Below are 26,362 nucleotides of genomic sequence, written 5' to 3' on the forward strand. Positions count from 1 at the left end.
TCCGACCGGGTGCGTGCGCACCCCCGACCCTCCGTGGATGAGATGACCAGCACCGGACCCGAGACCGAGACGACCCCGCACGCCGACGAGGCCGAGCCGGGCGCGGCGACGACGGCCGAGGCGCCGGCACGCCCCGCATCGCTCCTCGACCGGGTCTTCGAGATCACCGCGCGCGGCTCGACCGTGGCCGCCGAGCTCCGCGGGGGCGTCGTGACGTTCGTCACGATGGCCTACATCGTGATCCTCAATCCGATCATCCTGTCGAGCGGCACGGACGTCGCGGGCGAGAACCTCGGCTTCGCGCAGGTCGCGGCCGTGACCGCGCTCACGGCCGGCGTCATGACGATCCTGTTCGGCCTCGTCGCGCGCCTGCCGTTCGCCTTCGCTGCCGGCCTCGGCATCAACTCGTTCCTCGCGGTGTCCGTCGTCGGCCAGGTCACGTGGCCCGAGGCGATGGGCCTCGTGCTCGTCAACGGCCTCATCATCGTGCTGCTCGCCGCGACCGGACTGCGCCGGCTCATCTTCAACGCGGTGCCGATCGAGCTGAAGCTCGCGATCACGGTCGGCATCGGCCTCTTCATCGCCTTCATCGGCTTCGTCGACGCCGGCTTCGTGACCGCGACCGGCGCCGCCTCGCCGCCCGTCGGCCTGGGCGTCGACGGGTCGGTCTCGACCGTGCCCGCGCTCGTGTTCGTGGTGACCCTGCTCGTCACGGGCGTGCTCGTCGCGCGCAAGGTCAAGGGCGGGATCCTCATCGGCCTGCTCGCCGGCACGGTGCTCGCACTCGTGCTCGAAGCGGTCCTCGACCTGGGCCCGAAGGTCGGCGCAGACGGCACCGTGAACCCGCAGGGCTGGGGCCTGTCGGTGCCCGAGCTGCCCGCGCAGTGGGTGAGCCTGCCCGACCTCTCGCTCGTCGGCCAGGTGAGCCTCGGCAGCTTCGAGCGCATCGGCGTGCTCGCGGCGCTCATGCTGGTGTTCACGCTCGTGTTCACCAACTTCTTCGACGCGCTCGGCACCATGACCGGCCTCTCGTCGCGCGCCGGCCTCGCCGACGCGAAGGGCGAGTTCCCGCGGCTGCGCTCCGCGCTCGTCGTCGAGGGCGTCGGCGCCGTCGCGGGCGGGTTCACCTCGAGCTCGTCGAACACGGTGTTCATCGAGTCGGGCTCCGGCATCGGCGAGGGCGCGCGAACGGGCCTCGCGAACCTCGTCACGGGCGCGCTCTTCCTGCTCGCGATGTTCCTCACGCCGCTCACCTCGATCGTCCCCTCCGAGGTCGCGGCGGCAGCGCTCGTGATCGTCGGTGCGCTCATGATGTCGCAGATCCGCGAGATCGACCTCTCCGACTTCTCGGTGCTGCTGCCCGTCTTCCTGACGGTCACCGTGATGCCGCTGACCTACTCGATCGCGAACGGCATCGGCGCCGGCTTCATCGGCTGGGTGGTCATCCGCTCGCTCGCCGGCAAGGCGCGCGGGATCAGCCCGCTGCTGTGGGTGGTCGCGGCCGGCTTCCTCGTCTACTTCGCACGCGGCCCGGTCGAGGCGCTCATCGCGGGCTGACCTCGGACCGATCGGTCGGGGCCGCCGTGCCGCGCAGGCGGGCGATGCCGCGCATGAGGTGGTAGATCACGATCGCCGCGATCGTGCCGAGCGCGATGCCGTTGAACACGACCTCGCCGAAGGTGAAGGTGAAGTCGGCGACGCCGATCACGAGCGCCGTGGCAGCCGTGAACTGGTTCACCGGGTTCGTGAAGTCCACGCGGTTGTCGACCCAGATCTTCACGCCGATGATGCCGATCAGGCCGTACAGGGCCGTGGTGACCCCGCCGAGCACGCCCGGCGGGATGGTGTTGATGACCGCGCCGACCTTCGGCGACAGGCCGAGCAGCACCGCGAACGACCCCGCGACCCAGTACGCCGCGGTCGAGTAGACGCGGGTCGCCGCCATCACGCCGATGTTCTCGCCGTACGTGGTCGTGCCCGAGCCGCCGAAGAAGCCGGCGATCGTCGTCGCCAAGCCGTCGGCGAACAGGGCACGGCCCGTGAAGGCGTTGACCGACGGGTCCGTCATCTGCGCGACGCCCCGGATATGGCCGACGTTCTCGGCGACGAGCACGAGCACGACGGGCAGGAACGCGGGGAGCAGGCCCCAGACCGCGGCATCCGCGATCGGATTCGCCGGCAGGTGGAACGCGGGCAGCCCGATCCACGCGGCCTCGCCGACCGCCGCGAAGTCGACCTCGCCCTGCAGCACCGCCACGAAGTATCCGACGACCACGCCGAGCAGGATCGACATGCGACCGAGGATGCCGCGGAACGCGACGCTCGCGACGATCACGGCGACGAGCGTGACGAGCGCCGTCAACGGGGCCGCCTCGAAGTTCGACTTCGCGACGGGCGCGAGGTTCAGGCCGATGAGCGCGACGATCGCGCCGGCGACGACGGGCGGCATGAGCGCGTCGATCCACCGGGAACCGGCGAACTGCACCACGAGGCCGACGATCGCGAGCAGCACGCCCACGACGACGATGCCGAACAGGGCGGCGCCCATCGGATCATCGACGCCGTCGGCCGCCATCGCCGCCGTGATCGGCGCGATGAACGCGAACGACGAGCCGAGGTAGCTGGGCACGCGGTTGCGCGTCAGCAGCAGGAACAGGATCGTGCCGACTCCCGAGAAGAACAGCGTGGTCGCGGGCGGGAAGCCGGTGATGATCGGCACCAGGAAGGTCGCGCCGAACATCGCGACGACGTGCTGCGCACCGAGTCCGATGGTGCGGGGCCACGACAGGCGCTCACCGGGGGCGACGACCTCGCCGGGGCCGACATGGGTGCCGTCGCCGTGCAGGGTCCAGGGCAGGGGCATGGGCGGCTCCGATCTGCGGTGCGGGGTGGGTCGGACGGATGCTACCGGCTCGCGACCGGTGGCGTCAGCCGCCCCGCCGATCGGGGGGTTCGCCCCATACCAGGCCCTCCGCCGGCTCCGTAGCGTGGAGGCATCCGCCTGAACAGGAGAACCCCGCAATGACCACCGTCACCGACCAGCCCACCGCCCCGTACGCCCCGGCCCCGCAGGCGCCCGCGCCGCAGGCCGACCTCGAGCAGCGCGGCTTCGCCGTCTCGAGCCTCGTGCTCGGCCTCGTCTCATTCGTCGCCGGCTTCACGTTCGTCGTGCCGGTCGCCGGCCTCGTGCTCGGCATCCTGGCGCTCAAGCGCGAGCCGTCGGCTCGGACCATGGCGATCTGGGGCATCGTGCTCAACGGCGTGATGCTCGCCGGCATCGTCGTCGCGGGGCTCGCCGCGGCCGCCTTCGGCCTGGCCGTGCTGCCGTTCCTGCCCTTCGCGTTCGCCTGAGCCGCCCGCGACGACGCCCCGTCCACCCGGCTGGGGCGTCGTCGCGTCTCAGCCGTAGAAGCCGCGCAGCAGCGCCTCGGTGCCCTGGAGGTGCTCGGCCATCGCACGCGCGGCGTCGTCGCCCGAGCCGCGCAGGATCGCGCCGACGATCGCGCGGTGCTGCTCGTCGGAGTGCGCGATGTTCGGTGCGAGCAGCGGGATGCCGTCGAGGAACGCGTTCACGCGCATCCGCACGTCGGCCATGAGCGGGATCACGCTCGGCGCGCCGAGCAGCTCGGCGATGAGCAGGTGGAAGCGGGAGTCGGCGACGCGGTACGTCTCGGCGGTGGCGTCGTGGCAGTCGCGGTAGGCCTGCCAGAGGCGTTCCCGATCGGATGCCGCGAGCGGACGTTCCGCGGCCCGTCGCGCCGAACCCACCTCGATCACCGCGCGCATCGCGAGCGTGTCCTCGAGCTCGGCCGCGAGCACCACGGGGTCGGCGGGCGGCGCGGGGGAGTGCGGCGTCGTGCGCTGCGGCGGCGCGTCGGCGACGAACGTGCCCCCGTACCGGCCGCGGCGGGAGACGACCCACCCGGCCTCGGAGAGCGAGCCGATCGCCTCGCGCAGCGTGTCGCGGCTGACCTCGAGCATGCCCGCGAGCTCGCGCTCGGGCGGCAGCCGCTCGCCCGGCGCGATGAGCCCGAGCCGGATCGACTGCAGGAGCCGCTGGACGGTCTCCTCGAACGCGTTCGCCGGCCGCGCGGGCGTGAGCAGCAGGCCGGCGCTCAGCACCTCGGCGGGCTCGGGCGCGGGCGCGGGCGCCTCGGCCGCGGCCTCCGCCACGGCCCGCTCGTCGTCCGCACCCGTTCGCATCATCCGAGCCTAGAGCGGCGTGACGTAGGCCGAGCTGATGCCGCCGTCGACGAGGAACGTCGACCCGGTGATGAACGACGCGTCGTCGCTCGCGAGGAACGCGACGGCCGCGGCGAGCTCCTGCGGCTCGGCGAACCGCCCGACGGGCACGTGCACGAGGCGACGTTGCGCGCGCTCGGGATCCTTCGCGAACAGCTCCTGCAGCAGCGGCGTGTTCACCGGCCCCGGGCAGAGCGCGTTCACGCGGATGCCCTGACGTGCGAACTGCACGCCGAGTTCGCGGCTCATGGCGAGCACCCCGCCCTTCGACGCGGTGTACGAGATCTGCGAGGTCGCCGAGCCGAGCACCGCGACGAACGACGCGGTGTTGATGATCGACCCGCGCCCCTGCGCGACCATGTGCCGGAGCGCCGCGCGCGAGCAGAGGTAGACCGACTTGAGGTTGACGTCCTGCACCTTCTGCCACGCCGGCAGCTCGGTGGTCTCGATCGAGTCGTCGTCGGGCGGCGAGATGCCGGCGTTGTTGAACGCGATGTCGACCGAGCCGTACACGCGCGCGGCCTCGTCGAAGAGGTGGTCGACCTGCTCCTGGTCGGTCACGTCGACCTGCACGAAGAGGCCGCCGACGGTCGCGGCCGCGGCCTCGCCCGTGGCGCGGTCGAGGTCGCCGATCACGACCCTCGCGCCCTCGGCGGCGAGGCGCTTCGCGGTCGCGAGCCCGATGCCCGACGCGCCGCCGGTGATGACGGCGACGCGGCCGGCGAGCCGCTGGGTGAGGTCGATCGGGGTGAGATCTGCCATGGTGCTCCTTGGGTTCAGGCCGATTCGACGGCGAAGAAGACGTTCTTGGTCTCGGTGAAGGCGAGCGGCGCATCGGGTCCGAGCTCGCGCCCGAGGCCCGACTGCTTGAAGCCGCCGAAGGGCGTGCTGTAGCGCACCGACGAGTGCGAGTTGACCGACAGGTTGCCCGACTCGACGGCGCGGGCGACGCGGATGCCGCGGCTGAGGTCGCGCGTCCAGATCGAGCCCGACAGGCCGAACTCGGTGGCATTGGCGAACCGGATGGCGTCGCCCTCGTCGTCGAACGGGAAGACCGAGACGACCGGGCCGAAGATCTCCTCGCGTGCGACGTGGGAGTCGCGGGCGGGCGTGAGCACCGTCGGCGGGTACCAGAAGCCGGGCCCGCTCGGTGCGCTGCCGCGGAACGCGACGTCGGCGTCGTCCGGGACGAACGAGGCCACTCGTTCGAGGTGGGCCCGCGCGACGAGCGGGCCCATCTCGGTCGCGTCGTCGGCGGGGTCGCCGACCTTCACGGCCTGCACGGCCGGCTCCAGCAGTTCCATGAAGCGGTCGTAGACGCTGCGCTCGACGAGGATCCGGCTGCGCGCGCAGCAGTCCTGGCCGGCGTTCTCGAACACGCCGTACGGGGCCGTCGCGGCGGCCCGCTCGAGGTCGGCGTCGGCGAAGACGATGTTCGCGCTCTTGCCGCCGAGTTCGAGCGTCACGCGCTTCACCTGCTGGGCGCAGCCGGCCATGATGAGCTTGCCCACCTCGGTCGATCCCGTGAAGACCACCTTGCGCACCGTCTCGTTGGTCACGAACCGCTCGCCGACGACCGAGCCCTTGCCGGCGATCACCTGGAACAGCCCCTCGGGCAGACCGGCTTCGAGGCCGAGCTCGGCGAGCCTGAGGCTCGTCAACGGGGTCCACTCCGCGGGCTTCAGCACGACCGCGTTGCCCGCCGCGAGCGCGGGCGCGAAGCCCCACGAGGCGATCGTCATCGGGAAGTTCCACGGCGTGATGACACCGACCACGCCGAGCGGCTCGTGGAAGGTCACGTCGAGCCCGCCCGCGACCGGGATCTGGCGACCCGAGAGGCGCTCGGGTGCGGCGGCGTAGTACTCGAGCACGTCGCGGACGTGCCCGGCCTCCCAGCGCGCCTGCCCGATCGGGTGCCCGGAGTTGACGACCTCGAGCGCCGCCAGTTCCTCGACCGCGTCATCGACGGCGTCGGCGAAGCGGCGAATGAGCCTCGCGCGGTCGGCGGGCGCGACGCGCGCCCACTCGCGCTGCGCGCGTGCGGCGCGCTCGATCGCGGCATCCGTCTCGTCGATCGTGGCCGCGGCGACCGTCGTGACGACGCTCTCGTCGGCCGGGTTGACGATGGTGTGGCTCACGCCATGCTCCTCTCCGCGCGCTGGGTGCGCGCCGCTTCGACGAGGCCCGCGAACAGCCGCCGGTCGGCGGCGTTCTCCTCGGGGTGCCATTGCACCGCGACGCCGAAGGCCGCCCCGTCGAGCTCGACCGCCTCGATGACGCCCTCGTCGGTGCGGGCGGTGACGGTGAGGCCGTCGGCGACCCGGTCGATCGCCTGGTGGTGGTACACGTGCACGGGCAGCGTGCCGCGCGGCTCGTCCTCGTCGCCGAGGATGGCGTCGAGCCGGCTGCCGCGCTCGACGGTCACCTGCGCCTCGCCGAACACGGCCGGCGCCGGCTGGTAGCCCTCGTGCCCCACGACGTCGGGCAGGTGCTGCACGAGCGTTCCGCCGAGGGCGACGTTGAGCACCTGGGCGCCGCGGCAGATGCCGAGGAACGGCACCTCGAGCTCGATCGCCGCGTTCAGCAGCGCGTCCTCCCACGTGTCGCGGTCGGTGCGCGGCGCGCCCGTGCGCTCATGGGCCTCCTGCCCGTACCGGCGCGGGTCGACGTCGGCGCCGCCTGAGACGATGAGCCCGTCGACCGCGGCGAGCACGCGCCGGGCGACCTCGGGCGTGACCGGCTGCGGCGGCAGCAGCACCGCGATGCCGCCCGCGTCGGTCACCGCGTCGAGGTACACCTTCGGCAGGAACGATGCGGGCAGGTCCCACACGCCGGTCTGCGAGCGCTCGAGGTACGTCGTGACGCCGATGACGGGCGCCGCGCCATCCGCCGCCCGGGTGCCCGGCTCAGAAGCGCTCGAAGCCACGGACCCGCTCCCAGTCGGTGACGGCGGCCTCGTACGCGGCGAGCTCGACGCGCGCGTTGTTGAGGTAATGCTCGACGACCTCGTCGCCGAACGCCGCGCGTGCGACCTCCGATGCCCCGAACAGCTCGGCCGACTCCCGGAGCGTCGCGGGCACGCGGGCGACGTCGCTCTCGTAGGCGTTGCCGACGAACACGTCGCCCGGATCGATCCCGTGGTCGATGCCGTGCAGGCCGGCCGCGATGAGCGCGGCCACGGCGAGGTACTGGTTGACGTCGCCGCCGGGCACCCGGTTCTCGACGCGCATCCCGAGGCCGTGGCCCACGACGCGCAGCGCGCACGTGCGGTTGTCGAGGCCCCACGCGATCGCGGTCGGGGCGAAGCTGCCCGCGACGTAGCGCTTGTAGGAGTTGATGTTCGGGGCGGAGAAGAGCGTGAGCTCGCGCATCACGGCGAGCTGCCCGCCCAGGAAGTGCTTGAACATCGTCGACATGCCGCGCTCGTCGTCGGGGTCGGCGAACACCGCACTGCCGCCCTCGCCGCGCAGCGAGATGTGGATGTGGCAGCTGTTGCCCTCGCGCTCGTTGAACTTGGCCATGAAGGTCAGCGCCTTGCCGTGGCGATCGGCGATCTCCTTGGCGCCGTTCTTGTAGATCGAGTGGTTGTCGCACGTGCCGAGCGCCTCGGTGTAGCGGAAGGCGATCTCCTGCTGCCCGAGGTTGCATTCGCCCTTGACGCCCTCGCAGTACATGCCGGCGCCATCCATCGAGTTCCGGATGTCGCGCAGCAGGGGCTCCATGCGCGTCGAGGCGAGCAGGGCGTAGTCGATGTTGTAGTCGCTTGCGGGGGTGAGGTCGCGGTAGCCCTTGCGCCACGCCTCGCGGTACGAGTCGTCGAACACGATGAACTCGAGCTCGGTGCCGACGTGGGCGGTCAGGCCCCGCTCGGCGAGGCGGTCGAGCTGCCGCTGCAGGATGCGGCGGGGCGAGGCCTCCACGGGGCTGCCGTCGAGCCATTCGAGGTCGGCGGTGACCAGCGCCGTGGCCTCGAGCCACGGCGCCATCCGCAGCGTCGAGAGGTCGGGCACGAGCGCCATGTCGCCGTAGCCGCGCTCCCAGCTCGACATCTCGTAACCGTCGACGGTGTTCATCTCGACGTCGACCGCGAGGAGGTAGTTGCAGGCCTCCGCGCCGTGGAGCGCGAGCTCCTCCAGGAACAGGCGCGCCGAGGCGCGCTTGCCGACGAGTCGGCCCTGCATGTCGGTGAAGGCCACGATGACCGTGTCGACGTGCCCGTCGGCGACCGCGGAGCGCAGCCCGTCGAGGGTGAGGAATCCGGTGGGTGCCGCCATGTCGGGCGCCTCCTCGCGTGGTGAATGGTCGGGTTCGGCGACCATTACACCATGCCGCGGCACCCGCGACCAGACCGTCCGGCGCCGAGTTCCTGCCGGTCTCGGGCCATGCCCCCCGGAAAAAGGTCTGTACGAGCGACCATTACGCCCGTACCATGTGGCGCATCAGCATCGCACCCCGCGCCCGCCCCCCAGAGGCCCGCGCGATGACGAACAGGAGCGCCATGGCGAAAGACACCCTCAAGGTCTCGGGCGTGACGTACACGACCGCCGACCAGGGATACTTCGAGAAACGTAAGCTCACCCGCACGGCGGGCGTGTGGGGCCTCTGGGGCCTCGCGGTCGCCGCGGTCATCTCCGGCGACTTCTCCGGATGGAACTTCGGCATCGACTTCGCCGGCTTCGGCGGCATGGTCATCGCCTTCGCGATCCTCGTGGTCATGTACTACGGCCTGATCTTCTCGATCGGCGAGATGGCGTCGGCCATGCCGCACACGGGCGGCGCGTACTCGTTCTCGCGCGCGGCCATGGGGCCGTGGGGCGGCTTCGTCACGGGGCTCGCCGAGACGATCGAGTACGTCGCGACGACCGCCGTGATCGTGTTCTTCTCGGCGTCCTACGCCGACGCGATCACGAGCCAGCTGCTCGGGTTCTCCATGCCCGGCTGGTTGTGGTGGATCATCCTGTACGCCGTGTTCATCGGCATCAACGCCGCGGGCGCGAACATCTCGTTCAAGTTCGCCATCGTGGTCTCGATCATCTCGATCGCGATCCTGCTCGTCTTCAGCGTGATGGCGATCTTCTCGGGCCAGTTCTCGTGGGACAAGCTCTTCGACATCGCGCCCGACCCCGGCCAGAGCGCGTTCCTGCCGCACGGCGTGCTGCCGATCCTGTTCGCGCTGCCCTTCGCGATGTGGTTCTTCCTCGGCATCGAGGAACTCCCGCTCGCGGCGGAGGAGTCGCACAACCCGGTCAAGGACATCCCGCGGGCGGGCATCATCGCGCGCGCCACGCTCATCGTCACGGGCCTCCTGGTGCTGTTCCTCAACACGGGCGTCCTCGGCGCGGAGGCGACGGGCGTCGCCGGCGAGCCGCTGCTCGACGGGTTCCGGGCGATCGTCGGCGACGAGCTCGCGGCGGTGCTGGCGCTCTTCGCGCTCATCGGCCTCCTCGCCTCGTTGCAGGGCATCATGTTCGCCTACGGCCGCAACATGTACTCCCTCTCGCGTGCCGGCTACTACCCGAAGTTCCTCTCGCTGACCGGCAAGCGGCAGACGCCGTGGGTCGCGCTCGTCGCGGGCGCCGTGATCGGCTTCGTCGCGCTCGTGGTCCTCGACGTGCTCGCGCAGGTGGATGCCGAGGGTGCGGGCGCCGTCGCGGGCGCGATCGTGCTGAACATCGCGGTGTGGGGCGCGGTGCTCGCGTACCTGCTGCAGATGGTCGCGTACGTGATCCTCCGGCGGAAGTACCCCAACGCCAAGCGGCCGTACCGCAGCCCGTGGGGCGTGCCCGGCGCGATCGCCGCGGCGGCGATCTCGGCGCTGATCTTCCTCGGCTTCCTGCTCAACCCGACCTTCGTGCCCGCGATCATCGCGATCGCGGTCGTCTACGCCGTCATGCTCATCGGCTTCGGCGTCTACGGCCGCAACCACCTCGTGCTCTCGCCCGAGGAGGAGTACGCGGTCTCGGGCGGCCTGCACGGCGATCCGCAGGCGGAGGGCTACGGCGGGAAGGTCGAGGAGGAGCTCCTCGCCTCCGACGGCGTCGACGCACCGGCCGACGAGACGAAGGGCTGACGGGCCGGGTTCGATCCGATCGGCGCTGCGGCGCCGGACGCCGGGCGGCGGGACGTGGGGGCGTCCCGCCGCCCGATGCCGCCCCGGGCGGGCGCACGGGTCTACGCTGGCGTCGGGGAAGGGGGAGCGATGGAGCCGAGCGGTCCGCGCGCGCCGTCGTGGGCGGCCGTCGCACCCGAACCCGCCTACGCGAAGAGCGAGGACGGGTACGTCGCCTACCAGGTGTTCGGCCGTGGCGACCACGACCTGCTGCTCATCGGCAACTGGGCGAGCAACATCGAGGTGATGTGGGAGCATCCGTCGATGGCCCGGTACCTCGAGCGCCTCGGCCGGTTCGCGCGCGTCATCTGCTTCGACAAGCGGGGCGCCGGCATCTCCGATCCGGTCTCGATGGGGGCGCTGCCGACGCTGGAGCACTGGATGGACGACGCGCGCGCCGTCCTCGATGCGGCCGGCTCCGAGGGCGCCGCGCTCCTGGGCGACGCCGAGGGCGGCCCGATGGCGATGATGTTCGCCGCGACCTATCCGCAGCGCACGCGCGCCCTCGTGCTGGTGAACACCTTCGCGCGGATGCTGCGGGCCGACGACTATCCGATCGGGATGCCCGAGTCGGCGGCCGAGCACCTGCTCGTCACGTGGAAGGAGGGCTGGGCCACCGACGTCGCACTCGGGCTCTCGGCGCCGAGCGTCGCCGACGACCCGCACATTCAACGCTGGGCCCGGCACTACATGCGCCTCTCGGCGACGCCGGCCACGGCCGCCCGGATCTACGGCTGGGTGCTCCGACTCGACGTGCGATCGGTGCTGCCGAGCATCCAGGTGCCCACGCTCGTGCTGCACAAGGCCGAGAATCGGCACTATCGCGCGGCGATGGGACGCTACCTCGCCGAGCACATCCCGGGGGCCAGGTACGTCGAGCTCCCGGGGGCCGACTGGTACCCGCCGTTCGTCGACGCCGAACGCGTGCTCGACGAGATCGAGGAGTTCCTGACGGGGGACCGGCCGGCACCGCCGGACGACCGCATCCTCGCGACCGTGCTGTTCACCGACATCGTGGGATCGACCGACCTCGCGGCCCGGGTCGGCGACCAGCGCTGGCTCGACCTCAAGGCCGCGCACGACGAGCTCGTGCGCGCGCACCTCGAGCGCCACCGCGGACGCGAGATCGCCACGACCGGCGACGGCTTCCTCGCGATCTTCGACGGACCCGCCCGCGCGGTGCGCTGCGCATCGGAGCTCGCCGCCGCGGTCGAGACGCTGGGCCTCTCCATCCGGGCCGGCCTCCACACGGGCGAGGTGGAGCTCCACGACGGCCAGGTCGCCGGCATCGCGGTCCACATCGCCGCTCGGGTCATGGCGCTCGCCGCCCCGGGCGAGGTGCTCGTCTCCGGGACGGTCAAGGACCTCGTCGTCGGCTCGGGCATCCGGTTCGCCGACCGCGGAGCGCACACGCTCAAGGGCGTTCCGGACGAGTGGCGCCTGTTCGAGGTGGCCGGACTGCCCTGATCACGGGCGGGCGGCGGCACGCGCACGATTCGTGCGACGCGCTCGCGCTTCACGCACGAACCGTCCGCCCGATTCCCGACGCCGCCGCGGCGCCCGGCGGTAGGCTCGGAGGAAGATCCGCGCGGTCACCCCGCGCATCCCCGAGGCGATGGAGCCCACGTGTCGATGACCCGACCACATGACCGCACTGCCACCACCCAGCGAGCGGAGGACGAGGTGATCACAGCCGACCAGGCCCGCCCGACGCGGACCGAGACCGACTCGCTCGGCAGCGTCGAGGTGCCGGCCGACGCATACTGGGGCGTCCACACGGCGCGCGCGCTCGAGAACTTCCCGATCTCCAAGCGCCCGATCTCGGTGTACCCCGAGCTCGTGATCGCGCTGGCGCAGGTCAAGCAGGCCGCGGCGCGCGCCAACAAGGAGGTCGGGGTCCTCGACCCGAAGAAGCAGGCGTGGATCGACGAGGCTTGCCAGCGCATCATCGACGGCGAGTTCCACGACCAGTTCATCGTGGGCGTCATCCAGGGCGGCGCGGGCACCTCGACGAACATGAACGCGAACGAGGTCATCACCAACGTCGCGCTCGAGATCGCCGGGTACCCCAAGGCCCGCTACGACATCCTGCACCCTATCGACGACGTCAACCGCAGCCAGTCGACCAACGACACCTACCCGACCGCGATCAAGCTCTCGATGACCGCGTCGCTCACGACGATGCTGTCCGAGCTCGACCAGTTGCGCATCGCGTTCGGGCGGAAGGGCCGCGAGTTCCAGGACGTGCTGAAGGTCGGCCGCACGCAGCTGCAGGACGCCGTGCCGATGACGCTCGGCCAGGAGTTCCACGGCTACGCCACGACGCTCGGCGAGGACATCGCCCGGCTGCGCGAGACGATCAAGCTCCTCTCCGAGGTGAACCTGGGCGGCACGGCCGTGGGCACGGGCATCACGGCCGACCCCGGCTACGGCGCGGCCGTCGTCCGCCACCTCAGCGAGATCACCGGCCAGCCGCTCGAGACCGCGCCCGACCTCGTCGAGGCCACGAGCGATACCGGCGTCTTCATGACGTTCTCGAGCGCGCTCAAGCGCAGCGCGATCAAGCTCTCGAAGATCTGCAACGACCTCCGGCTGCTCTCGTCGGGCCCGCAGGCCGGCCTCGGCGAGATCAACCTGCCGCCCCGCCAGGCGGGCTCGAGCATCATGCCGGGCAAGGTCAACCCGGTCATCCCCGAGGCGGTCAGCCAGGTCGCGTACGCGGTCGCCGGGGCCGATGTCACGGTCATGATGGCCTCCGAGAGCGGTCAGCTGCAGCTCAACGCGTTCGAGCCCGTCATCGCGCACTCGCTGCTCCAGTCGATCACCTGGATGCGGCAGGCGTGCTGGACCCTGCGCGTGAACTGCGTCGACGGCATCACGGCCAACACCGAGTTCCTCGAGGCGCAGGTCGCCTCGAGCGTCGGCGTCATCACGGCGCTCATCCCGTTCATCGGCTACACCGAGGCCGCGAAGCTCGCCAAGACGGCGCTCGCCACGGGCCGTCCGGTCGCCGACCTGGTCGTCGAGGCGGGGCTGATGACCCGCGAGGACGTCACGCGCCAGCTGATGCCGTCACGGCTGTCCGGGGTGCACCCGATCACGCAGGCGATCCCCGTGGTCGAGCGCAAGGGCGAGCCGAGCGACTGACGCGCGGCCGGCGCGCCGGCGCGGTCTGGCCGCGCGCGGGCGGTCAGACCACGCGGCAGTGCGTCGTCAGCGAGCCGATTCCCTCGATCGTGACGGTGACGGTCGAGCCGTCGTGCAGGAACACCTGCGGGTTGCGCGAGTAGCCCGCGCCGCCAGGGCTGCCGGTCGAGATGAGCGTGCCGGCCGGCAGCGTGGCGGTCTTCGAGAGGTACGAGACGATCTCGGCGACGCTGCGCACCATCTCGTTCGTCGAGGCGTCCTGCAGGATGTGGCCGTCGACGTTGGTCGTGAGCCACAGGTCCTGCGGGTCGGCGACCTCGTCGGCCGTGACGACGACCGGGCCGGTGGGCGTGAACCCGTCGAACGACTTGCAGCGAGACCACTGGGCCTCGCTGAACTGGATGTCGCGGGCCGTGATGTCGTTGACCACCGTGTAGCCCCACACGTAGTCGAGGGCGTCGCGCACGGGCACGTCCTTCGCGGGGCGGCCGATGATGACGCCGAGCTCGGCCTCGTAGTCGACCTGGGTCGCGACGTCGCCGGCCCAGGTCGTGGTCATGCCGTGCCCGGTGAGCGAGTTCGGCCAGAGCGAGAAGATCGTCATGGCGGACTCGGAGCGCAGCTTCAGCTCGGAGGCGTGCGCGGCGTAGTTCGCGCCGATCGCGAGCACCTGGGCGGGGCGCAGCACCGCGGAGGCGTGGCGGAGCGTCGCGACCGGGGTCGCCGGCCCGCCGCTCGCGACCGCCGCGTCGACGGCGGCGCGCACGTCGGCCAGCGCGTCGGGCCCGCGTTCGATGAGGCACTGCAGGTCGGCGGGCGCATCGCCCATCACCTCGTCGAGGAAGATCGCGTCGTCGCCGATCACCGCCGCGAGTCGTGGGGTCGTCTGGCCTTCGACTCGGAGGTGTGCGAACTTCACCCGTCTAGGCTATCGGGCGCTCCGGGCCGGGCGCTGTGCGAGGCGTACAACGAAACCGGCGGAACGCTCCCCGCAGGCGACAAGGGTGAGCGACGCGGGCGTACGAGACGGTCAGGCGGATGCCGCGGCGCGCCACAGGTGCATCGAGGCGTAGCTGCGCCACGGCGCCCACGCCTCGCCGCGCGCGGCGAGCGCCTTCGCCTCGCCGGGCAGGCCGAGTCGCGCCGCGCCGTTGCGGAGCGCCAGGTCGGACACGAGCAGCTCGTCGGGTTCGCGCGTGACGCGCATCGCGAGGTAGCCCGCGGTCCAGGGCCCGATGCCGGGCACGGCGAGCAGGTCGGCTCGGAGCTCCGCGCGCTCGCGTTCGGGCGCGACGACGAGCTCGCCCGCGGCGAGCCGGGCGCACACGTCGACGATCGTGCGGATGCGCGCCGTCGGCCCGCGCAGCACGCCGGCGCCCTCCGCGGCGATCGCCTCGGGCGTCGGGAACAGCGTCCGGGTGCGGCCGTCGAACCCGCCGCGGTCGCCGAGCTCGGCCGCGAGCCGGGTGAGCGCGGTGCGGGCGGAGGCCACCGACACCTGCTGGCCGATCAGGGCCCGGACGACGAGCTCGTGCGGGTCGAGCGTGCCGGGCATGCGGATGCCCGGCACCGCGGCCACCGACGGCGCCAGCGCAGGATCGGCCGCGAGCGCGGCGTCGATCGCGACGGCGTCGGCGTCGAGGTCGAAGAGCCGCCGGACCCGGGCCACGAGCGGCGCGAGGTCGGCGAGGCTCGACAGCCGCGCCTCGACGTCGAGCGCGGGGGAGTCGGGCGCCGCCGCGAGCCGCACGAGCGCGGGGCCGGTCGGCAGCGCGAGGGTGCGCTCGTACCGGTCGACGCCGGCCTCCTCGACGCCCGCAAGCGCGCGGTCGGCGAGCCACGCGAAGACGCCGGCGGCGTCGAACGGGGGGCGTGCGGGCAGGCGGAGCCGCACCACGCCGGCGTCGGGTACGGCGTCGGCCGCGACATCCGGCACCGACGGCGCCGACCGCGTCGACCTCGCCGACCGCCCGCGCGAGGTCGCGCGAAGCTCGAGCGGGCTGCGCTCGTAGACGGCGCGGATAGTGTCGTTGAACTGGCGAATGCTGCCGAAGCCCGACGCGAACGCGACGTCGGCCACGCGCATCGAGGTCGACGTGAGCAGCGCGCGGGCGGTCTGCGCGCGGTGCGCCCGGGCGAGGGCGAGCGGGCCCGCGCCGAGCTCGGACGCGAGCACGCGGGTCAGGTGGCGCGGGGTGTATCCGAGCCGTCCGGCGAGGCCGGGCACGCCCTCGCGTTCGACGACGCCGTCGGCGATGAGCCGCATCGCGCGGGCGGCGAGGTCGTCGTCGAGGTCCCACTCGGGCGAGCCCGGCACGGCGTCGGGGAGGCAGCGCTTGCACGCGCGCAGACCGGCCTCGTGCGCCGCAGCGGCCGTGCGGTAGAACGTCACGTTCGTCGGCTTCGGCGGTGCGGCCGGACAGCTCGGCCGACAGTAGATGCCCGTCGAGTGCACGCCGGTGATGAACTGCCCGTCGAAGCGGGCGTCGCGCGCGAGCATCGCGCGATAGCGTTCGGCGAAGGCCGGATCGGCGAGCGGGTCTGCGGTCGTGGTCACCTCTCCAGCGTCGCATGCGGCACCGACGTTCGGTAGCGGAAATCGGACATGGCTGCGCCGGTACGCTGGCGGCATGCGCCACGACGTGCTCGACCAGCTCACCTCCCTCCTCGGCGACCGGCTCGTCGTCGACGGTCCCGCGATGGACGCCGTGCGCGAGGACCGCTCGGGGTGGCGGAGCGCGCATCCGCCGCTCGCGGTCGTGCACGCGGCCTCCGTCGCCGACGTGCAGGGGGTCCTGCGCACCGCGAGCGCCGCCGGCACGCCCGTCGTGCCGCGCGGCGCCGGCACCGGACTCGCGGGCGGCGCGATCTCGAGCGAAGGATCCATCGTGCTCGACCTCTCGCGCATGAACCGCATCCTCGAGATCTCCGAGGTCGACGAACTCGCCGTCGTCGAGGCCGGCGTGCTCAACGGCGACCTCGACCGGGTCGCGCGCGAGCGCGGGCTCTGGTTCGCGCCCGATCCGGCGAGCCGCGCGATCTCCTCGATCGGCGGGAACATCGCCACCAACGCCGGCGGCCTGCTGTGCGCGAAGTACGGCGTCACGCGCGAGTCGGTGCTGGGCCTGGTCGCCGTGCTCGCCGACGGCACGCTGCTGCGCACGGGACACCGCACGGTGAAGGGCGTCACCGGCTACGACCTCACGGCACTGCTGACCGGCTCCGAGGGCACCCTCGCCGTCATCGTCGAGGCGACCGTGCGGCTGCGGCCGCTCGTGCGCGGCGAGACGCACACCGTCGCCGCCGCGTTCCCCGACGTGGAGGCCGCGGGCGCCGCGGTCGGCGGCGTCGCGGCCGCGCGCATCCGCCCCGCGCTGCTCGAGCTCATCGACCCGGTCGGGCTGGCCAGGGTCGCCGAGCACCTCGGCGCCGCGTCGCTGGCCGGGACGCCGCTGGCCGACTTCGCCCCGGGCGAGACGTTCCTCCTGGCGCAGTGCGACGCGGGCGACGCCGCCCACGAGGCCGAGACGATCGCGCGGGTGTTCGAGGCGGCGGGCGGGCGCGTGACCCGGTCGACGGATGCGGCGACGGGCGAGCGCCTGCTCGACATCCGGCGCGCCATGCACCCGGCGCTCGCCGCGCGCGGCAACGTGCTCATCGAGGACGTCGCCGTGCCGCGCTCGCGGCTGCCCGAGATGTTCCGCGCGATCGCCGAGATCGGCGCGCGGTACGGCGTCGAGATCCCCACGCTCGCGCACGCCGGCGACGGCAACCTGCACCCGAACTTCGTGTTCGAGGGCGACGAGGTGCCCGAGCGCATCTGGGCGGCGGCCGACGAGCTGTTCCGCACCGGCGTGCGGCTCGGCGGCACCCTCACCGGCGAGCACGGCGTCGGGCTGCTCAAGCGCCGCTGGCTCGCCGAGGAGGTCGGCGACGTCTCGGTCGAGCTGCAGCGCCGCATCAAGCGGGTCTTCGACCCGCGGGGCATCCTCAATCCGGGCGTGATGTTCGAGCCCGCGAGGCACGGCGCCGATGACGCCGCCGCTCGCTAGGCTGCGGGCGTGAGCCTCACGCCGCCGCCCGCCCCCGAACCCCAGCCGTACCTGCCCGCATGGCAGCCCGCCGCGCCGCCCCGACCGGGGGCCGGGGTCGGCCGGATCGTCGCGTTCGCCATCGCGCTGCTCGTCGGCCTGGTCGTGCTCGGCTACCTCGCGGTCGCGCTCGGCCTCTCGGTCGTGACGACCGGCACGCTGCTCGCGCTCGTGCCGCTCGCGGTCGTCCTGCTCGCGGTGCGCTGGGTGGACCGGTGGGAGCCCGAGCCGCGCTGGGCGCTGTGGTTCGCGTTCCTGTGGGGCGCCGCGGTCTCGGTCGCGATCGCGCTCGTCGTCGACCTCGGCGTGCAGCTCTTCACCGCGCTCACGAGCCCTGAGGGTGTGACCCGCAGCGAGGTGATGGGCGCGGTCGTGCAGGCGCCGATCGTCGAGGAGGTGGCCAAGGGCGTCGGCGTCCTGCTGATCTACGCGTTCTCGCGCTCGCACTTCGACGGACCGGTCGACGGGCTGGTCTACGCCGCGACGGTCGCCGCCGGCTTCGCGTTCACCGAGAACATCCTCTACTTCGGCGTCGCGCTGATCGAGGGCGGCGCGGGCGAGCTCGGCATGACCTTCCTCGTGCGCGGCATCTTCTCGCCGTTCGCGCACGTGCTCTTCACGGCGTGCACGGGCATCGCGATCGGGTTCGCGGCCCGCAACGGCGGACGCGGCCTCATCGGCTGGTTCCTCGCCGGGCTCGTCGCCGCCATCCTGCTGCACGCCTTCTGGAACGGCTCGCTCGCGTTCGCCGACGCATTCCTGCTCTACTTCACGGTGCAGGTGCCGATCTTCATCGGCGCCATCCTGCTCACGGTGTTCCTCCGGCGCGAGGAGCAGCGCGTCACGCGCACGCGCCTGGCCGAGTACGCCGCGGCAGGATGGTTCAACGCCGACGAGGTCGAGGGGCTGTCGACGCCGTCGGGGCGGCGGGCCGCGCTGAACTGGGCGAAGTCGCAGCGGCCGCCGCGCACCGACCAGGTCAGGCGCTTCATCGCGGATGCCACGCGACTGGCCTTCACGCGCAACGCGCTCGCCACCGGCCGCGCCGACGTGCGCCGCCTCGAGGACGAGCGCGTGCTGCTCGACGCGGTCACGCGCGACCGCCGCGCGATCTCGGCCTGAGCCGCGAATCGGCCGACCTCCCGGGAGCCGGTCTATGCTTGCGGCATCCGGAATCGAGGGCGATCGGAGACGGCGTGCGCATGCCGAGCCAGGAACCGCTGGGCAGCGGGTCGAACGACCTGCGCGACCGGCTGCTGCGCGCCCAGGAGGATGCGCTCGCGACCGGGGTCGTGCCGTTGAGCCTGCGCCCGGTCGTCCGGGAGTCGTGGGAACGCGCCATCCGCGGCGCCATCGACCCCGAGCGTGCACTGCCCGCCTTCGAGCTCGACGACGGGGCGTTCCGCGAGTACCGCGCCTCGCACGCGCTCGCGCCCGTCATGCCCGTCATCCGGCGCTTGCTCGTCGACGGGGCGGATGACGCGGGGCTCGTCGTCGCCGTCGGCGACGCCCAGGGCCGGCTGCTGTGGGTCGAGGGCGATCCGCACCTGCGCCGCCGAGCCGAGGACATGCTCTTCGTCGCGGGCGCCGACTGGTCGGAGGGGCGCATCGGCACGAGCGCGCCCGGCACGGCGCTCGAGCTCGACCGCGCCGTGCAGATCCGCGGCGCCGAGCACTACAACCGCATCGTGCACCCGTGGAGCTGCACCGCCGCGCCCGTGCACGATCCCGCGACGGGCGCGCTGCTCGGCGTCATCGACATCACGGGCACCGACCTCGCCGTCGCGCCGCACGCGCTCTCGCTCGTCTCGGCGACCGTCGCCGCGGTCGAGGCCGAGCTGCGCATCGCGAGCCTCGAGACGGCGGTGCGCGCCACCATCCGTCGCTCGCGCATGCGCGCCGTGCCCGCCGTGGCTGAGCGCACGCCGCTCACGGTCCTCGGCGAGCGGCGGCCCCGGCTCGGCGCCCACGAGCTCAGCCCCCGGCACGCCGAGATCCTGACGTTGCTCGCGTGGAACCCGCGCGGCATCGGCGCCGAGCGGTTCGCGAGCCTCGTCTACGAGGGCGACGCCTCACCCGTCACGCTCCGCGCCGAGATCGCCCGCCTCCGCCGCGTGCTCGACGCCGCCGGCGAGCCGCCGCTGGAGTCCAAGCCGTACCAGCTGGGTCGCGGCCTCGACGTCGATGCCGCCCGGGTCCTCCGCCTGCTCGGTCAGGGATCGCTGCGCAAGGCCCTCGCCGAGTACCCCGGCTCGCTGCTGCCCGCATCGACCGCGCCGGGCATCGTCGAGCTGCGCGACGAGCTCGCAGGCCGACTCCGCGAGTCGATGCTCGCCGACGCGACCCCCGAGCTGCTGCTCGAGTTCGCCGAACGCGACGAGCATCGCTACGACGCGGCACTCTGGCGCGCGCTGCTCGAGATCCTCCCGCCGCGGTCGCCTCGGCGTGCGTCGGTCGTGGCGCACCTCGAGCGCATCGAGGCGGCTCTGCGCTGACGAGTGAGGGTTGAGGAGCGCGCTGGTTGAGGAGCGCGCCCAGCGCGCGTCTCGAAACCCGGCCGCGACCACTGCAACGCTCCTGCAACCCCCGGGCAACTCGGGCGCAACGCCCCCGCGCCTAGCGTGGCGACCGCCCCACTCCGAGGGCATGACGACGACGTCACGAGGAGACACGATGACCGTGTACGCCGCGCCCGGCACCGCCGGCGCACTGATCGAGTTCAAGCCGCGCTACGACCACTTCATCGGCGGCGAGTGGGTGAAGCCCGCCGGCGGCGCCTACTTCGAGGACATCTCGCCCGTCAACGGCAAGCCGTTCACGGAGGTCGCCCGAGGCACCGCCGCCGACATCGACGCCGCGCTCGACGCGGCGCACAAGGCCGCGCCCGCGTGGGGCCGCACGAGCGCCGCGCACCGCGCCGCCATCCTGAACGCGATCGCCGACCGGATCGACGCCAACCGCGAACTGCTCGCCGTCGCCGAGACGTGGGACAACGGCAAGTCGATCCGCGAGCCGCTGAACGCCGACCTGCCGCTCGCGAGCGATCACTTCCGCTACTTCGCGAGCCTCATCCGGGCGCAGGAGGGCAGCTTCACGCAGCTCGACGAGGACACCGTCGCGTACCACTTCGACGAGCCGCTCGGCGTGGTCGGCCAGATCATCCCGTGGAACTTCCCGCTGCTCATGGCCGTCTGGAAGCTGGCGCCGGCGCTCGCCGCGGGCAACGCGGTGGTGCTGAAGCCCGCCGAGCAGACGCCCGTGTCGATCCTGGTGCTCGTCGAGCTCATCGCCGACCTGCTGCCGGCCGGCGTGCTCAACGTCGTCAACGGCTTCGGCGTCGAGGCGGGCAAGCCGCTCGCGTCCTCGAACCGCATCCGCAAGATCGCGTTCACGGGCGAGACCACGACGGGCCGGCTCATCCTGCAGTACGCGTCGAACAACATCATCCCCTCGACCGTCGAGCTCGGCGGCAAGAGCCCGAACATCGTGTTCGAGTCGGTCGCCGACCGGCGCGACTCGTTCTACGACAAGGCGCTCGAGGGCTTCAGCCTGTTCGCGTTCAACCAGGGCGAGGTCTGCACCTGCCCGAGCCGGTCGCTCATCCAGAAGTCGATCTACGACACGTTCCTCGACGACGCGATCGAGCGCACCAAGCTCGCCCGCCAGGGCAACCCGCTCGACACCGAGACGCAGGTGGGTGCGCAGGCCTCGAACGATCAGCTGGAGAAGATCCTGAGCTACATCGACATCGGCAAGAAGGAGGGCGCGAGGCTGCTGCTCGGCGGCGAGCGCGTCGACCTCGGCGGCGACCTCAGCGAGGGCTACTACGTCGCGCCGACGATCTTCGAGGGCGAGAACCGCATGCGCCTCTTCCAGGAGGAGATCTTCGGTCCGGTCGTCGCGGTCACGAGCTTCCGCGACTACGACGACGCGATCCGCATCGCCAACGACACGCTGTACGGCCTGGGCGCGGGCGTGTGGAGCCGCAACGGCAACGAGGCGTACCGCGCGGGTCGCGACATCCAGGCCGGCCGCGTGTGGGTGAACAACTACCACGCCTACCCCGCGGGTGCGGCCTTCGGCGGCTACAAGTCATCCGGCATCGGACGCGAGAACAACAAGCAGGCCCTCGCGCACTACCAGCAGACGAAGAACCTCCTCGTCAGCTACAGCGAGAACCCGCTCGGGTTCTTCTGATCCGGATGGTGCACGCCATGTCGATCGACGAGCTGGCCGGCCACGTGGTCGCGTCCGTCACGATCGAGGGCGACGTCTCGCCGCGGGTGGAGCTCACGCCCGCGGCGAGCGTCCTGCTCGCGACCCTGTGGGCGACGCACGGTCCGCTCATGTTCCACCAGTCCGGCGGATGCTGCGACGGCAGTGCCCCCATGTGCTACCCGGCCGGCGAGTTCGCCACGAGCTCGGCCGACGTGCTGCTCGGCGAGCTCGACCTCGGCTCAGGCCGGGTCGTGCCGTTCTGGATGTCGGCCGAGCAGTTCCGGTACTGGCGGCACACGCACCTCACGGTCGACGTCGTGCCCGGCCGGGGGAGCGGCTTCTCGCTCGAGGCGCCGGAGGGCCTCCGATTCCTCATCCGATCCCGGCTCATGGAGGAGTGAGCCGCCACCGAGACCCCGCACCACGGGGCGGCGGAACGCCTGCCTGCCCCCGTTTTCTCGCGGCGTGCGGCTCCCCAGGGGTCGCCCGCACACGAAAAAACTCGCCGCCCTGTGGTGTGGCAATGCCGACATCTCTACGGGGCGACGAGTCTTTAGGGCTTCAGACTGCAAGATGTTCGCCGTTGGCGCAAGCCCCGGGTGGACGCTTGTCCGGCGCGGCCGTCTTCCGTTTGGATGGAGCCCATGACTGACACCAACAGCAAGCCCGAGGTCGACGCTCCCGAGGGTCCGGCCCCCGCCGACCTCGTCATCGAGGACATCGTCGTTGGCGACGGTGCCGAGGCGACGCCCGGCTCGACGGTCGACGTGCACTACCTCGGCGTCGAGTACGAGACCGGCGAGGAGTTCGACTCGTCGTGGAGCCGCGGCCAGTCCATCAACTTCCCGCTGCAGGCGCTCATCGCCGGCTGGCAGGAGGGCATCCCCGGCATGAAGGTCGGCGGGCGCCGCAAGCTCACCGTCCCGCCGCAGAAGGCGTACGGCCCGGCCGGCGGCGGCCACCAGCTCTCGGGCAAGACCCTGATCTTCGTGATCGACCTGCTCGGCGTGAGCTGACGCGCCGCGGCATCCGCATCGCACCGGAGGCCGGTGGACCCGCTGGGTCCACCGGCCTCCGTCATGTTCGCGGAAGAAATCTCCATTCATGTGCATCCGATCCGTGAGGTCCTCCGGAAGTAGGTGGTGACAGGCAAACTCGCCGCCCCGCCTCGCGGGGCCGACCTGGAGGGAACCATGAAGAAGATCCTGATCGCCGGGATCGGGGCGGGCGCGCTCGTCGCGCTCGGCGCCGTCGCACCGGCCACCGCGTCCGAGAACCCGGCGATGCTCTCCGTGCTCCACGGCGTTCCCGACCTCACCGTGGACGTCTACGTCAACGACGAGCTGAAGCTCGACGACTTCGTACCGGGCGACCTCGCCGGCCCGCTCGAACTGCCCGCGGGCACCTACACGGTCGCGATCACCGCAGCGGATGCCGCGGACGCGTCGTCGCCCGCGATCGGCCCGGTCGACCTGCCGCTCGAGGCCGGTGGGAACTACACGGCCGTGGCCCACCTCGACGCCGAGGGCAACCCGACGGCGACGCTGTTCACCAACGACGTGTCGGACATTCCCGCAGGTCAGGGCCGGTTGACGGTGCGCCACACGGCGGCTGCGCCCCCCGTGGACGTGCTCGCCGGCGGCCAGGCGGTCGTCACGAACCTGGCCAACCCCGACGAGCAGACGCTCGACCTCCCGCCCGGCACCGTCTCCGCGGCGGTCGCCGCGACCGGCACGACCGAGCCCGTCATCGGACCGGCCGACGTGACCGTCTCCGAGGGTGCGCTCACCATCGTGTACGCCTGGGGCAGCCTCGAGGACGAGAACCTCGCGCTGGCAGTGCAGAACGTGACGGGCATGCACTCCAGCCCCGACGGCGTTCCCGCGGGTGCCGCGGGGCTCGTGGCGACGAACTCGCCCGAGCAGCAGATGCGCTCGTGGGCCGCCATCGGCCTCGCCGCGCTCGCAGCGATCGCGCTCATGGCCGCCGTCGTCCGCAAGGTCGTGACGGCGAAGGCGGAGCGCTGATCCGTATGGGGGAGAAGGAGGTCGCGACCGGGGTGTTCGGGTCCCTGGTCGCGGCCTCCGCCGTGGTCGGCCTGATGGCCGGGTGCGCCGCGTCGCCGCAGGGGATCGGCGGCGCGGCGGCATCCGACCCGCCGCAGGAGGTCTCACGCCCGGCCGCGTTCGCGCCGCCGGTCGCCGTGCCCGACATCCCGCGGCAGTCGACCGCCCTGGAGGACCAGCCGGTCGCGCCCCCGGCGCCCACCCGCCTCGAGATCCCGGCGCTCGGGATCGACGTGAGCGTGCAGCCCGTCGGCCTCGACGCGCAGGGCCGCATGGGACTGTTCGACGACCCGGCGATCGCGGCCTGGTACCAGTGGGGACCGGCGCCCGCGAGCGAGTCGGGCTCCACGGTGATCGCGGCGCACGTCGACTCGCTCACCTACGACCTGCTCCCGTTCGCCCGGCTGCGCGACGCCGCACCGGGGACCGAGGTGGTCGTGACGGATGCCGCGGGCACTCGTCACGCGTACGCCGTGCAGTCGCTCCAGGTCATCGAGAAGGCCGACGTCGACTGGGACGCCGCCTTCGACCGATCGGGCGCGCCTCGCCTGACGCTCGTGACCTGCGGCGGCGAGTTCGACTACGAGAACCGCCGCTACCTGTCCAACCTCGTCGTGACGGCCGCGCCGCTCGGCTGACCGGATGGAGCGTGGATATGCTGATGCCGGTGCCGCAGGCGACCGTTGCCGCACCACCCGCGCCGGCTTCCGCCGTCGGGGGGATCCGGATCGGTCCGCGAAGGGGTGAGCGTCGCGCGGTGACCACGACCTCCTTCGCCGAGATCGACGACCACGCGCTCGCGCGCGAGTTCGCCGCCGGCGACGAGCGCGCGCTCCGGGAGGCGTACGTGCGATGGTCGCCGCTGGTGTTCCGCCTCGCGCTGCGATCGCTCGGCGATCGCACCGACGCCGAGGACGTCACCCAGCAGGTCTACATCTCCGCATGGCGCGGACGGAGCACGTTCGACCTCGCGCGGTCGACGCTCAGCGCGTGGCTCGTCGGCATCACGCGGCATCGCATCGCCGACGCGCACGAGGCGCGGGCGCGCACCCGGCGCCTCGAGGAGACGCTCGTGTCCGAGGCCTCCGCCGTGCCCGCCGCCGCCGACGACGACCTCGCCGAGCGCGTCATGGTGGCCGAGGAACTCGAACGCCTCGAGCCCGTGCCGCGGCGGGTGATGCAGCTCGCGTTCTACGACCAGCTCAGCCACTCGCAGATCGCCGACGCGCTCGGCATACCGATCGGCACCGTGAAGAGCCATGTCCGACGCAGCCTGGCCAGGCTGCGCGCACGATGGGAGGTGGATGATGGACCACATCGAGCCTGACGAGCTCGCCGTGCTCGCGCTCGACGGGCGGGAGCCCGACGACGCGGTCCGCGCCCACCTCGCCGAGTGCGCGGAGTGCCTCGCCGAGTACGATGCGCTCGCCCGCACGGTCGCGCTCGGACGCGGCGGCGTCGACGAGGGCGAACTCGAGCCGCCGCCCGCGCCGGTGTGGGCGGGCATCCACCGCGAGCTCGGCCTCACGCCCGAGCTGGCGGCGGACCCGTTCGCCGGGCACGCGGCCGCCGATCATCCGGTCGCCGCGCCGCCGGCCACCGCGCCGCCGGCCACCGCGCCGCGCGCAGCGACACCGGTGACGGCTCCCGAGCCGCGCCCCGTCGTCGACCTCGGGTCGCGCCGCCGCGCCTGGTGGCCGGTCGCCGCGGCGGCGGCCGTCGGCGGCATCCTCGCCGGCGTCGCCATCGGCGCCGCGATCGGCGGCCTCGGCGGCGACGACGCACCGACGCCGGCGCCATCGGTCGTGCTCGCGAGCGCCGACCTCGCGGCGTTCCCCGGGTGGGACGACGCGACGGGCCACGCGTCGGTCGAGGAGGACGCCGACGGCGTCCGCTCGATCGTCGTCGACCTCGACGCCGCGGTGCCCGAGGGCGACGTGCGCGAGGTCTGGCTCATCCGCTCGGATGCCTCGGGGCTCGTGAGCCTCGGCCTGCTCGACGGCGACTCGGGCCGGTTCGTCGTGCCGGCGGGCATCGACCTCGCCGAGTTCACCCTCGTCGACGTCTCCGCCGAACCGGTCGACGGCGACCCGGCTCACTCGGGTGACTCGATCGTGCGCGGCGAGCTCAGCGCGACCTGAGTCCGGGGCGGTCCTCGTCGCGGTCGGGCGGCGCCGGCGCCGGGCGTCGGCCGTTGGCGGGCCGCGACGGAGCGCGCTCGGGCTCCGCGACATCCCGCACCCGGTCGACGAGGTCGCGCCACGGGCCCGTCACCTGTCGCTCGGCGAGCGTGGCCTCGTGCGGCTCGCAGCGGATGCGGTACGTGTAGCGGTCGGGCTCCAGCGGTGCGGGCGGCGTCTCGCTCCACGGGAGCCGCTCGATGAGCAGCACCCATTCCTCGGGGTCGGGCTGGTCCTCGACGTTGACCGTCCACGAGAGCCGCAGCCCGGCGATCCCGCCGCTGCGCACGACCTCGACGTCCATGCCGC

The 26,362-nt window shown here is 72.5% G+C and carries 24 protein-coding genes; 15 read left to right on the top strand and 9 right to left on the bottom strand.

Features of this window, described 5'->3' with window-relative positions; genetic code table 11:
* Positions 1-42 precede the first annotated feature (42 nt).
* The gene (locus AC3RKB_RS13105; protein WP_491436582.1) at positions 43-1,557 is read left to right on the top strand and encodes an NCS2 family permease; all 1,515 of its coding nucleotides are present in this window, start codon (positions 43-45) and stop codon (positions 1,555-1,557) included.
* Here the strand turns inward: AC3RKB_RS13105 and AC3RKB_RS13110 are convergent.
* Positions 1,544-2,863 carry a uracil-xanthine permease family protein gene (locus AC3RKB_RS13110; RefSeq protein WP_491436583.1) on the bottom strand — a complete coding sequence of 440 codons (1,320 nt, stop codon included), beginning with the start codon at positions 2,861-2,863 and terminating at the stop codon, positions 1,544-1,546. The genes AC3RKB_RS13105 and AC3RKB_RS13110 overlap by 14 nt on opposite strands.
* Before the next feature lie 158 nt (positions 2,864-3,021).
* Here AC3RKB_RS13110 and AC3RKB_RS13115 point away from each other — a divergent pair, with 158 nt between their 5' ends.
* Complete coding sequence (locus AC3RKB_RS13115; RefSeq protein ID WP_491436584.1) at positions 3,022-3,351, top strand: hypothetical protein; 330 nt, start codon at positions 3,022-3,024, stop codon at positions 3,349-3,351.
* 48 nt (positions 3,352-3,399) lie between these two features.
* On the opposite strand, the gene AC3RKB_RS13120 is transcribed toward AC3RKB_RS13115, so the two are convergent.
* Genes AC3RKB_RS13120 through AC3RKB_RS13140 form a run of 5 tightly spaced genes read right to left on the bottom strand, consistent with a single transcriptional unit; the run spans position 3,400 to position 8,516 of the window.
* A complete protein-coding gene (locus AC3RKB_RS13120) occupies positions 3,400-4,203 on the bottom strand; it encodes a FadR/GntR family transcriptional regulator (RefSeq protein WP_491436585.1) in 804 nt (267 codons plus the stop codon).
* Positions 4,204-4,212: 9 nt separating this feature from the next.
* Entirely contained in the window at positions 4,213-5,004 is a 792-nt protein-coding gene (locus tag AC3RKB_RS13125) for a 3-oxoacyl-ACP reductase (RefSeq protein ID WP_491436586.1), read from the bottom strand.
* 14 nt (positions 5,005-5,018) lie between these two features.
* Positions 5,019-6,380: an aldehyde dehydrogenase family protein gene (locus tag AC3RKB_RS13130; RefSeq protein WP_491436587.1), complete on the bottom strand. Its 1,362-nt coding sequence runs from the start codon at positions 6,378-6,380 to the stop codon at positions 5,019-5,021.
* Positions 6,377-7,168: a gamma-glutamyl-gamma-aminobutyrate hydrolase family protein gene (locus tag AC3RKB_RS13135; protein WP_491436588.1), complete on the bottom strand. Its 792-nt coding sequence runs from the start codon at positions 7,166-7,168 to the stop codon at positions 6,377-6,379. The genes AC3RKB_RS13130 and AC3RKB_RS13135 overlap by 4 nt, the downstream gene beginning before the upstream one ends.
* Positions 7,149-8,516 carry a glutamine synthetase family protein gene (locus AC3RKB_RS13140; protein WP_491436589.1) on the bottom strand — a complete coding sequence of 456 codons (1,368 nt, stop codon included), beginning with the start codon at positions 8,514-8,516 and terminating at the stop codon, positions 7,149-7,151. Before AC3RKB_RS13140 ends, AC3RKB_RS13135 begins: the two co-directional genes overlap by 20 nt.
* 224 nt (positions 8,517-8,740) lie before the next feature.
* On the opposite strand from AC3RKB_RS13140, the gene AC3RKB_RS13145 reads away from it, so the two are divergent.
* The 3 genes from AC3RKB_RS13145 (at position 8,741) to AC3RKB_RS13155 (ending at position 13,498) form a co-directional block, all read left to right on the top strand.
* A complete protein-coding gene (locus tag AC3RKB_RS13145; protein ID WP_491436590.1) occupies positions 8,741-10,312 on the top strand; it encodes an amino acid permease in 1,572 nt (523 codons plus the stop codon).
* Between the two features lie 129 nt (positions 10,313-10,441).
* On the top strand, positions 10,442-11,818 hold the full coding sequence (locus AC3RKB_RS13150; RefSeq protein WP_491436591.1) for an adenylate/guanylate cyclase domain-containing protein: 1,377 nt from the start codon (positions 10,442-10,444) through the stop codon (positions 11,816-11,818).
* Positions 11,819-12,037: 219 nt separating this feature from the next.
* Positions 12,038-13,498: an aspartate ammonia-lyase gene (locus AC3RKB_RS13155; RefSeq protein ID WP_491436827.1), complete on the top strand. Its 1,461-nt coding sequence runs from the start codon at positions 12,038-12,040 to the stop codon at positions 13,496-13,498.
* Positions 13,499-13,541: 43 nt separating this feature from the next.
* Here the strand turns inward: AC3RKB_RS13155 and AC3RKB_RS13160 are convergent, their stop codons facing one another.
* Together AC3RKB_RS13160 and AC3RKB_RS13165 are read right to left on the bottom strand one after the other, a co-directional pair.
* Entirely contained in the window at positions 13,542-14,417 is an 876-nt protein-coding gene (locus AC3RKB_RS13160) for a fumarylacetoacetate hydrolase family protein (protein ID WP_491436592.1), read from the bottom strand.
* 111 nt (positions 14,418-14,528) lie between these two features.
* Positions 14,529-15,998, bottom strand: coding sequence for an AlkA N-terminal domain-containing protein (locus tag AC3RKB_RS13165; protein ID WP_491436828.1), 1,470 nt, complete (start codon positions 15,996-15,998; stop codon positions 14,529-14,531).
* A 130-nt stretch (positions 15,999-16,128) separates the two neighbouring features.
* On the opposite strand from AC3RKB_RS13165, the gene AC3RKB_RS13170 reads away from it, so the two are divergent.
* The 10 genes from AC3RKB_RS13170 to AC3RKB_RS13215 all read left to right on the top strand — a co-directional run bounded on the left by AC3RKB_RS13170 (position 16,129) and on the right by AC3RKB_RS13215 (position 26,014).
* Positions 16,129-17,550: an FAD-binding oxidoreductase gene (locus AC3RKB_RS13170; RefSeq protein WP_491436593.1), complete on the top strand. Its 1,422-nt coding sequence runs from the start codon at positions 16,129-16,131 to the stop codon at positions 17,548-17,550.
* Between the two features lie 9 nt (positions 17,551-17,559).
* Positions 17,560-18,711 (top strand): PrsW family intramembrane metalloprotease, encoded by a 1,152-nt coding sequence (locus tag AC3RKB_RS13175; RefSeq protein ID WP_491436594.1) that lies wholly within the window; start codon positions 17,560-17,562, stop codon positions 18,709-18,711.
* Positions 18,712-18,791: 80 nt separating this feature from the next.
* Positions 18,792-20,084, top strand: a complete 1,293-nt coding sequence (locus AC3RKB_RS13180) for a GAF domain-containing protein (RefSeq protein WP_491436595.1) — start codon at positions 18,792-18,794, stop codon at positions 20,082-20,084.
* A 178-nt stretch (positions 20,085-20,262) separates the two neighbouring features.
* Positions 20,263-21,786, top strand: a complete 1,524-nt coding sequence (exaC, locus tag AC3RKB_RS13185; protein ID WP_491436596.1) for an acetaldehyde dehydrogenase ExaC — start codon at positions 20,263-20,265, stop codon at positions 21,784-21,786.
* 17 nt (positions 21,787-21,803) lie between these two features.
* Positions 21,804-22,208 (top strand): DUF779 domain-containing protein, encoded by a 405-nt coding sequence (locus AC3RKB_RS13190; RefSeq protein ID WP_491436597.1) that lies wholly within the window; start codon positions 21,804-21,806, stop codon positions 22,206-22,208.
* Positions 22,209-22,451: 243 nt separating this feature from the next.
* Positions 22,452-22,823: an FKBP-type peptidyl-prolyl cis-trans isomerase gene (locus AC3RKB_RS13195; protein ID WP_465539153.1), complete on the top strand. Its 372-nt coding sequence runs from the start codon at positions 22,452-22,454 to the stop codon at positions 22,821-22,823.
* A gap of 177 nt (positions 22,824-23,000) precedes the next feature.
* Positions 23,001-23,834, top strand: coding sequence for a DUF4397 domain-containing protein (locus AC3RKB_RS13200; protein ID WP_491436598.1), 834 nt, complete (start codon positions 23,001-23,003; stop codon positions 23,832-23,834).
* Positions 23,835-23,839: 5 nt separating this feature from the next.
* A complete protein-coding gene (locus tag AC3RKB_RS13205; RefSeq protein ID WP_491436599.1) occupies positions 23,840-24,511 on the top strand; it encodes a class F sortase in 672 nt (223 codons plus the stop codon).
* Positions 24,512-24,630: 119 nt separating this feature from the next.
* Positions 24,631-25,200: an RNA polymerase sigma factor gene (locus AC3RKB_RS13210; RefSeq protein ID WP_491436600.1), complete on the top strand. Its 570-nt coding sequence runs from the start codon at positions 24,631-24,633 to the stop codon at positions 25,198-25,200.
* A complete protein-coding gene (locus AC3RKB_RS13215; protein WP_491436601.1) occupies positions 25,181-26,014 on the top strand; it encodes an anti-sigma factor in 834 nt (277 codons plus the stop codon). The genes AC3RKB_RS13210 and AC3RKB_RS13215 overlap by 20 nt, the downstream gene beginning before the upstream one ends.
* Here the strand turns inward: AC3RKB_RS13215 and AC3RKB_RS13220 are convergent.
* A complete protein-coding gene (locus tag AC3RKB_RS13220; protein ID WP_491436602.1) occupies positions 26,001-26,357 on the bottom strand; it encodes a protealysin inhibitor emfourin in 357 nt (118 codons plus the stop codon). The genes AC3RKB_RS13215 and AC3RKB_RS13220 overlap by 14 nt on opposite strands.
* Positions 26,358-26,362: the final 5 nt, after the last annotated feature.

The sequence above is a fragment of the Agromyces capsici genome (genome assembly GCF_058349965.1).

Bases quoted from the DNA above. Each gene is read 5' to 3' on its own strand.
- AC3RKB_RS13180 (WP_491436595.1), top strand. From the start codon at position 18,792: ATGCCGAGCCAGGAACCGCTGGGCAGCGGGTCGAACGACCTGCGCGAC.
- AC3RKB_RS13150 (WP_491436591.1), top strand. From the start codon at position 10,442: ATGGAGCCGAGCGGTCCGCGCGCGCCGTCGTGGGCGGCCGTCGCACCC.
- AC3RKB_RS13125 (WP_491436586.1), bottom strand. From the start codon at position 5,004: ATGGCAGATCTCACCCCGATCGACCTCACCCAGCGGCTCGCCGGCCGC.
- AC3RKB_RS13205 (WP_491436599.1), top strand. From the start codon at position 23,840: ATGGGGGAGAAGGAGGTCGCGACCGGGGTGTTCGGGTCCCTGGTCGCG.
- AC3RKB_RS13115 (WP_491436584.1), top strand. From the start codon at position 3,022: ATGACCACCGTCACCGACCAGCCCACCGCCCCGTACGCCCCGGCCCCG.
- AC3RKB_RS13195 (WP_465539153.1), top strand. From the start codon at position 22,452: ATGACTGACACCAACAGCAAGCCCGAGGTCGACGCTCCCGAGGGTCCG.
- AC3RKB_RS13170 (WP_491436593.1), top strand. From the start codon at position 16,129: ATGCGCCACGACGTGCTCGACCAGCTCACCTCCCTCCTCGGCGACCGG.
- exaC (WP_491436596.1), top strand. From the start codon at position 20,263: ATGACCGTGTACGCCGCGCCCGGCACCGCCGGCGCACTGATCGAGTTC.
- AC3RKB_RS13145 (WP_491436590.1), top strand. From the start codon at position 8,741: ATGGCGAAAGACACCCTCAAGGTCTCGGGCGTGACGTACACGACCGCC.
- AC3RKB_RS13165 (WP_491436828.1), bottom strand. From the start codon at position 15,998: ATGCTCGCGCGCGACGCCCGCTTCGACGGGCAGTTCATCACCGGCGTG.
- AC3RKB_RS13110 (WP_491436583.1), bottom strand. From the start codon at position 2,863: ATGCCCCTGCCCTGGACCCTGCACGGCGACGGCACCCATGTCGGCCCC.
- AC3RKB_RS13190 (WP_491436597.1), top strand. From the start codon at position 21,804: ATGTCGATCGACGAGCTGGCCGGCCACGTGGTCGCGTCCGTCACGATC.
- AC3RKB_RS13105 (WP_491436582.1), top strand. From the start codon at position 43: ATGACCAGCACCGGACCCGAGACCGAGACGACCCCGCACGCCGACGAG.
- AC3RKB_RS13120 (WP_491436585.1), bottom strand. From the start codon at position 4,203: ATGCGAACGGGTGCGGACGACGAGCGGGCCGTGGCGGAGGCCGCGGCC.
- AC3RKB_RS13140 (WP_491436589.1), bottom strand. From the start codon at position 8,516: ATGGCGGCACCCACCGGATTCCTCACCCTCGACGGGCTGCGCTCCGCG.
- AC3RKB_RS13200 (WP_491436598.1), top strand. From the start codon at position 23,001: ATGAAGAAGATCCTGATCGCCGGGATCGGGGCGGGCGCGCTCGTCGCG.
- AC3RKB_RS13220 (WP_491436602.1), bottom strand. From the start codon at position 26,357: ATGGACGTCGAGGTCGTGCGCAGCGGCGGGATCGCCGGGCTGCGGCTC.
- AC3RKB_RS13215 (WP_491436601.1), top strand. From the start codon at position 25,181: ATGGACCACATCGAGCCTGACGAGCTCGCCGTGCTCGCGCTCGACGGG.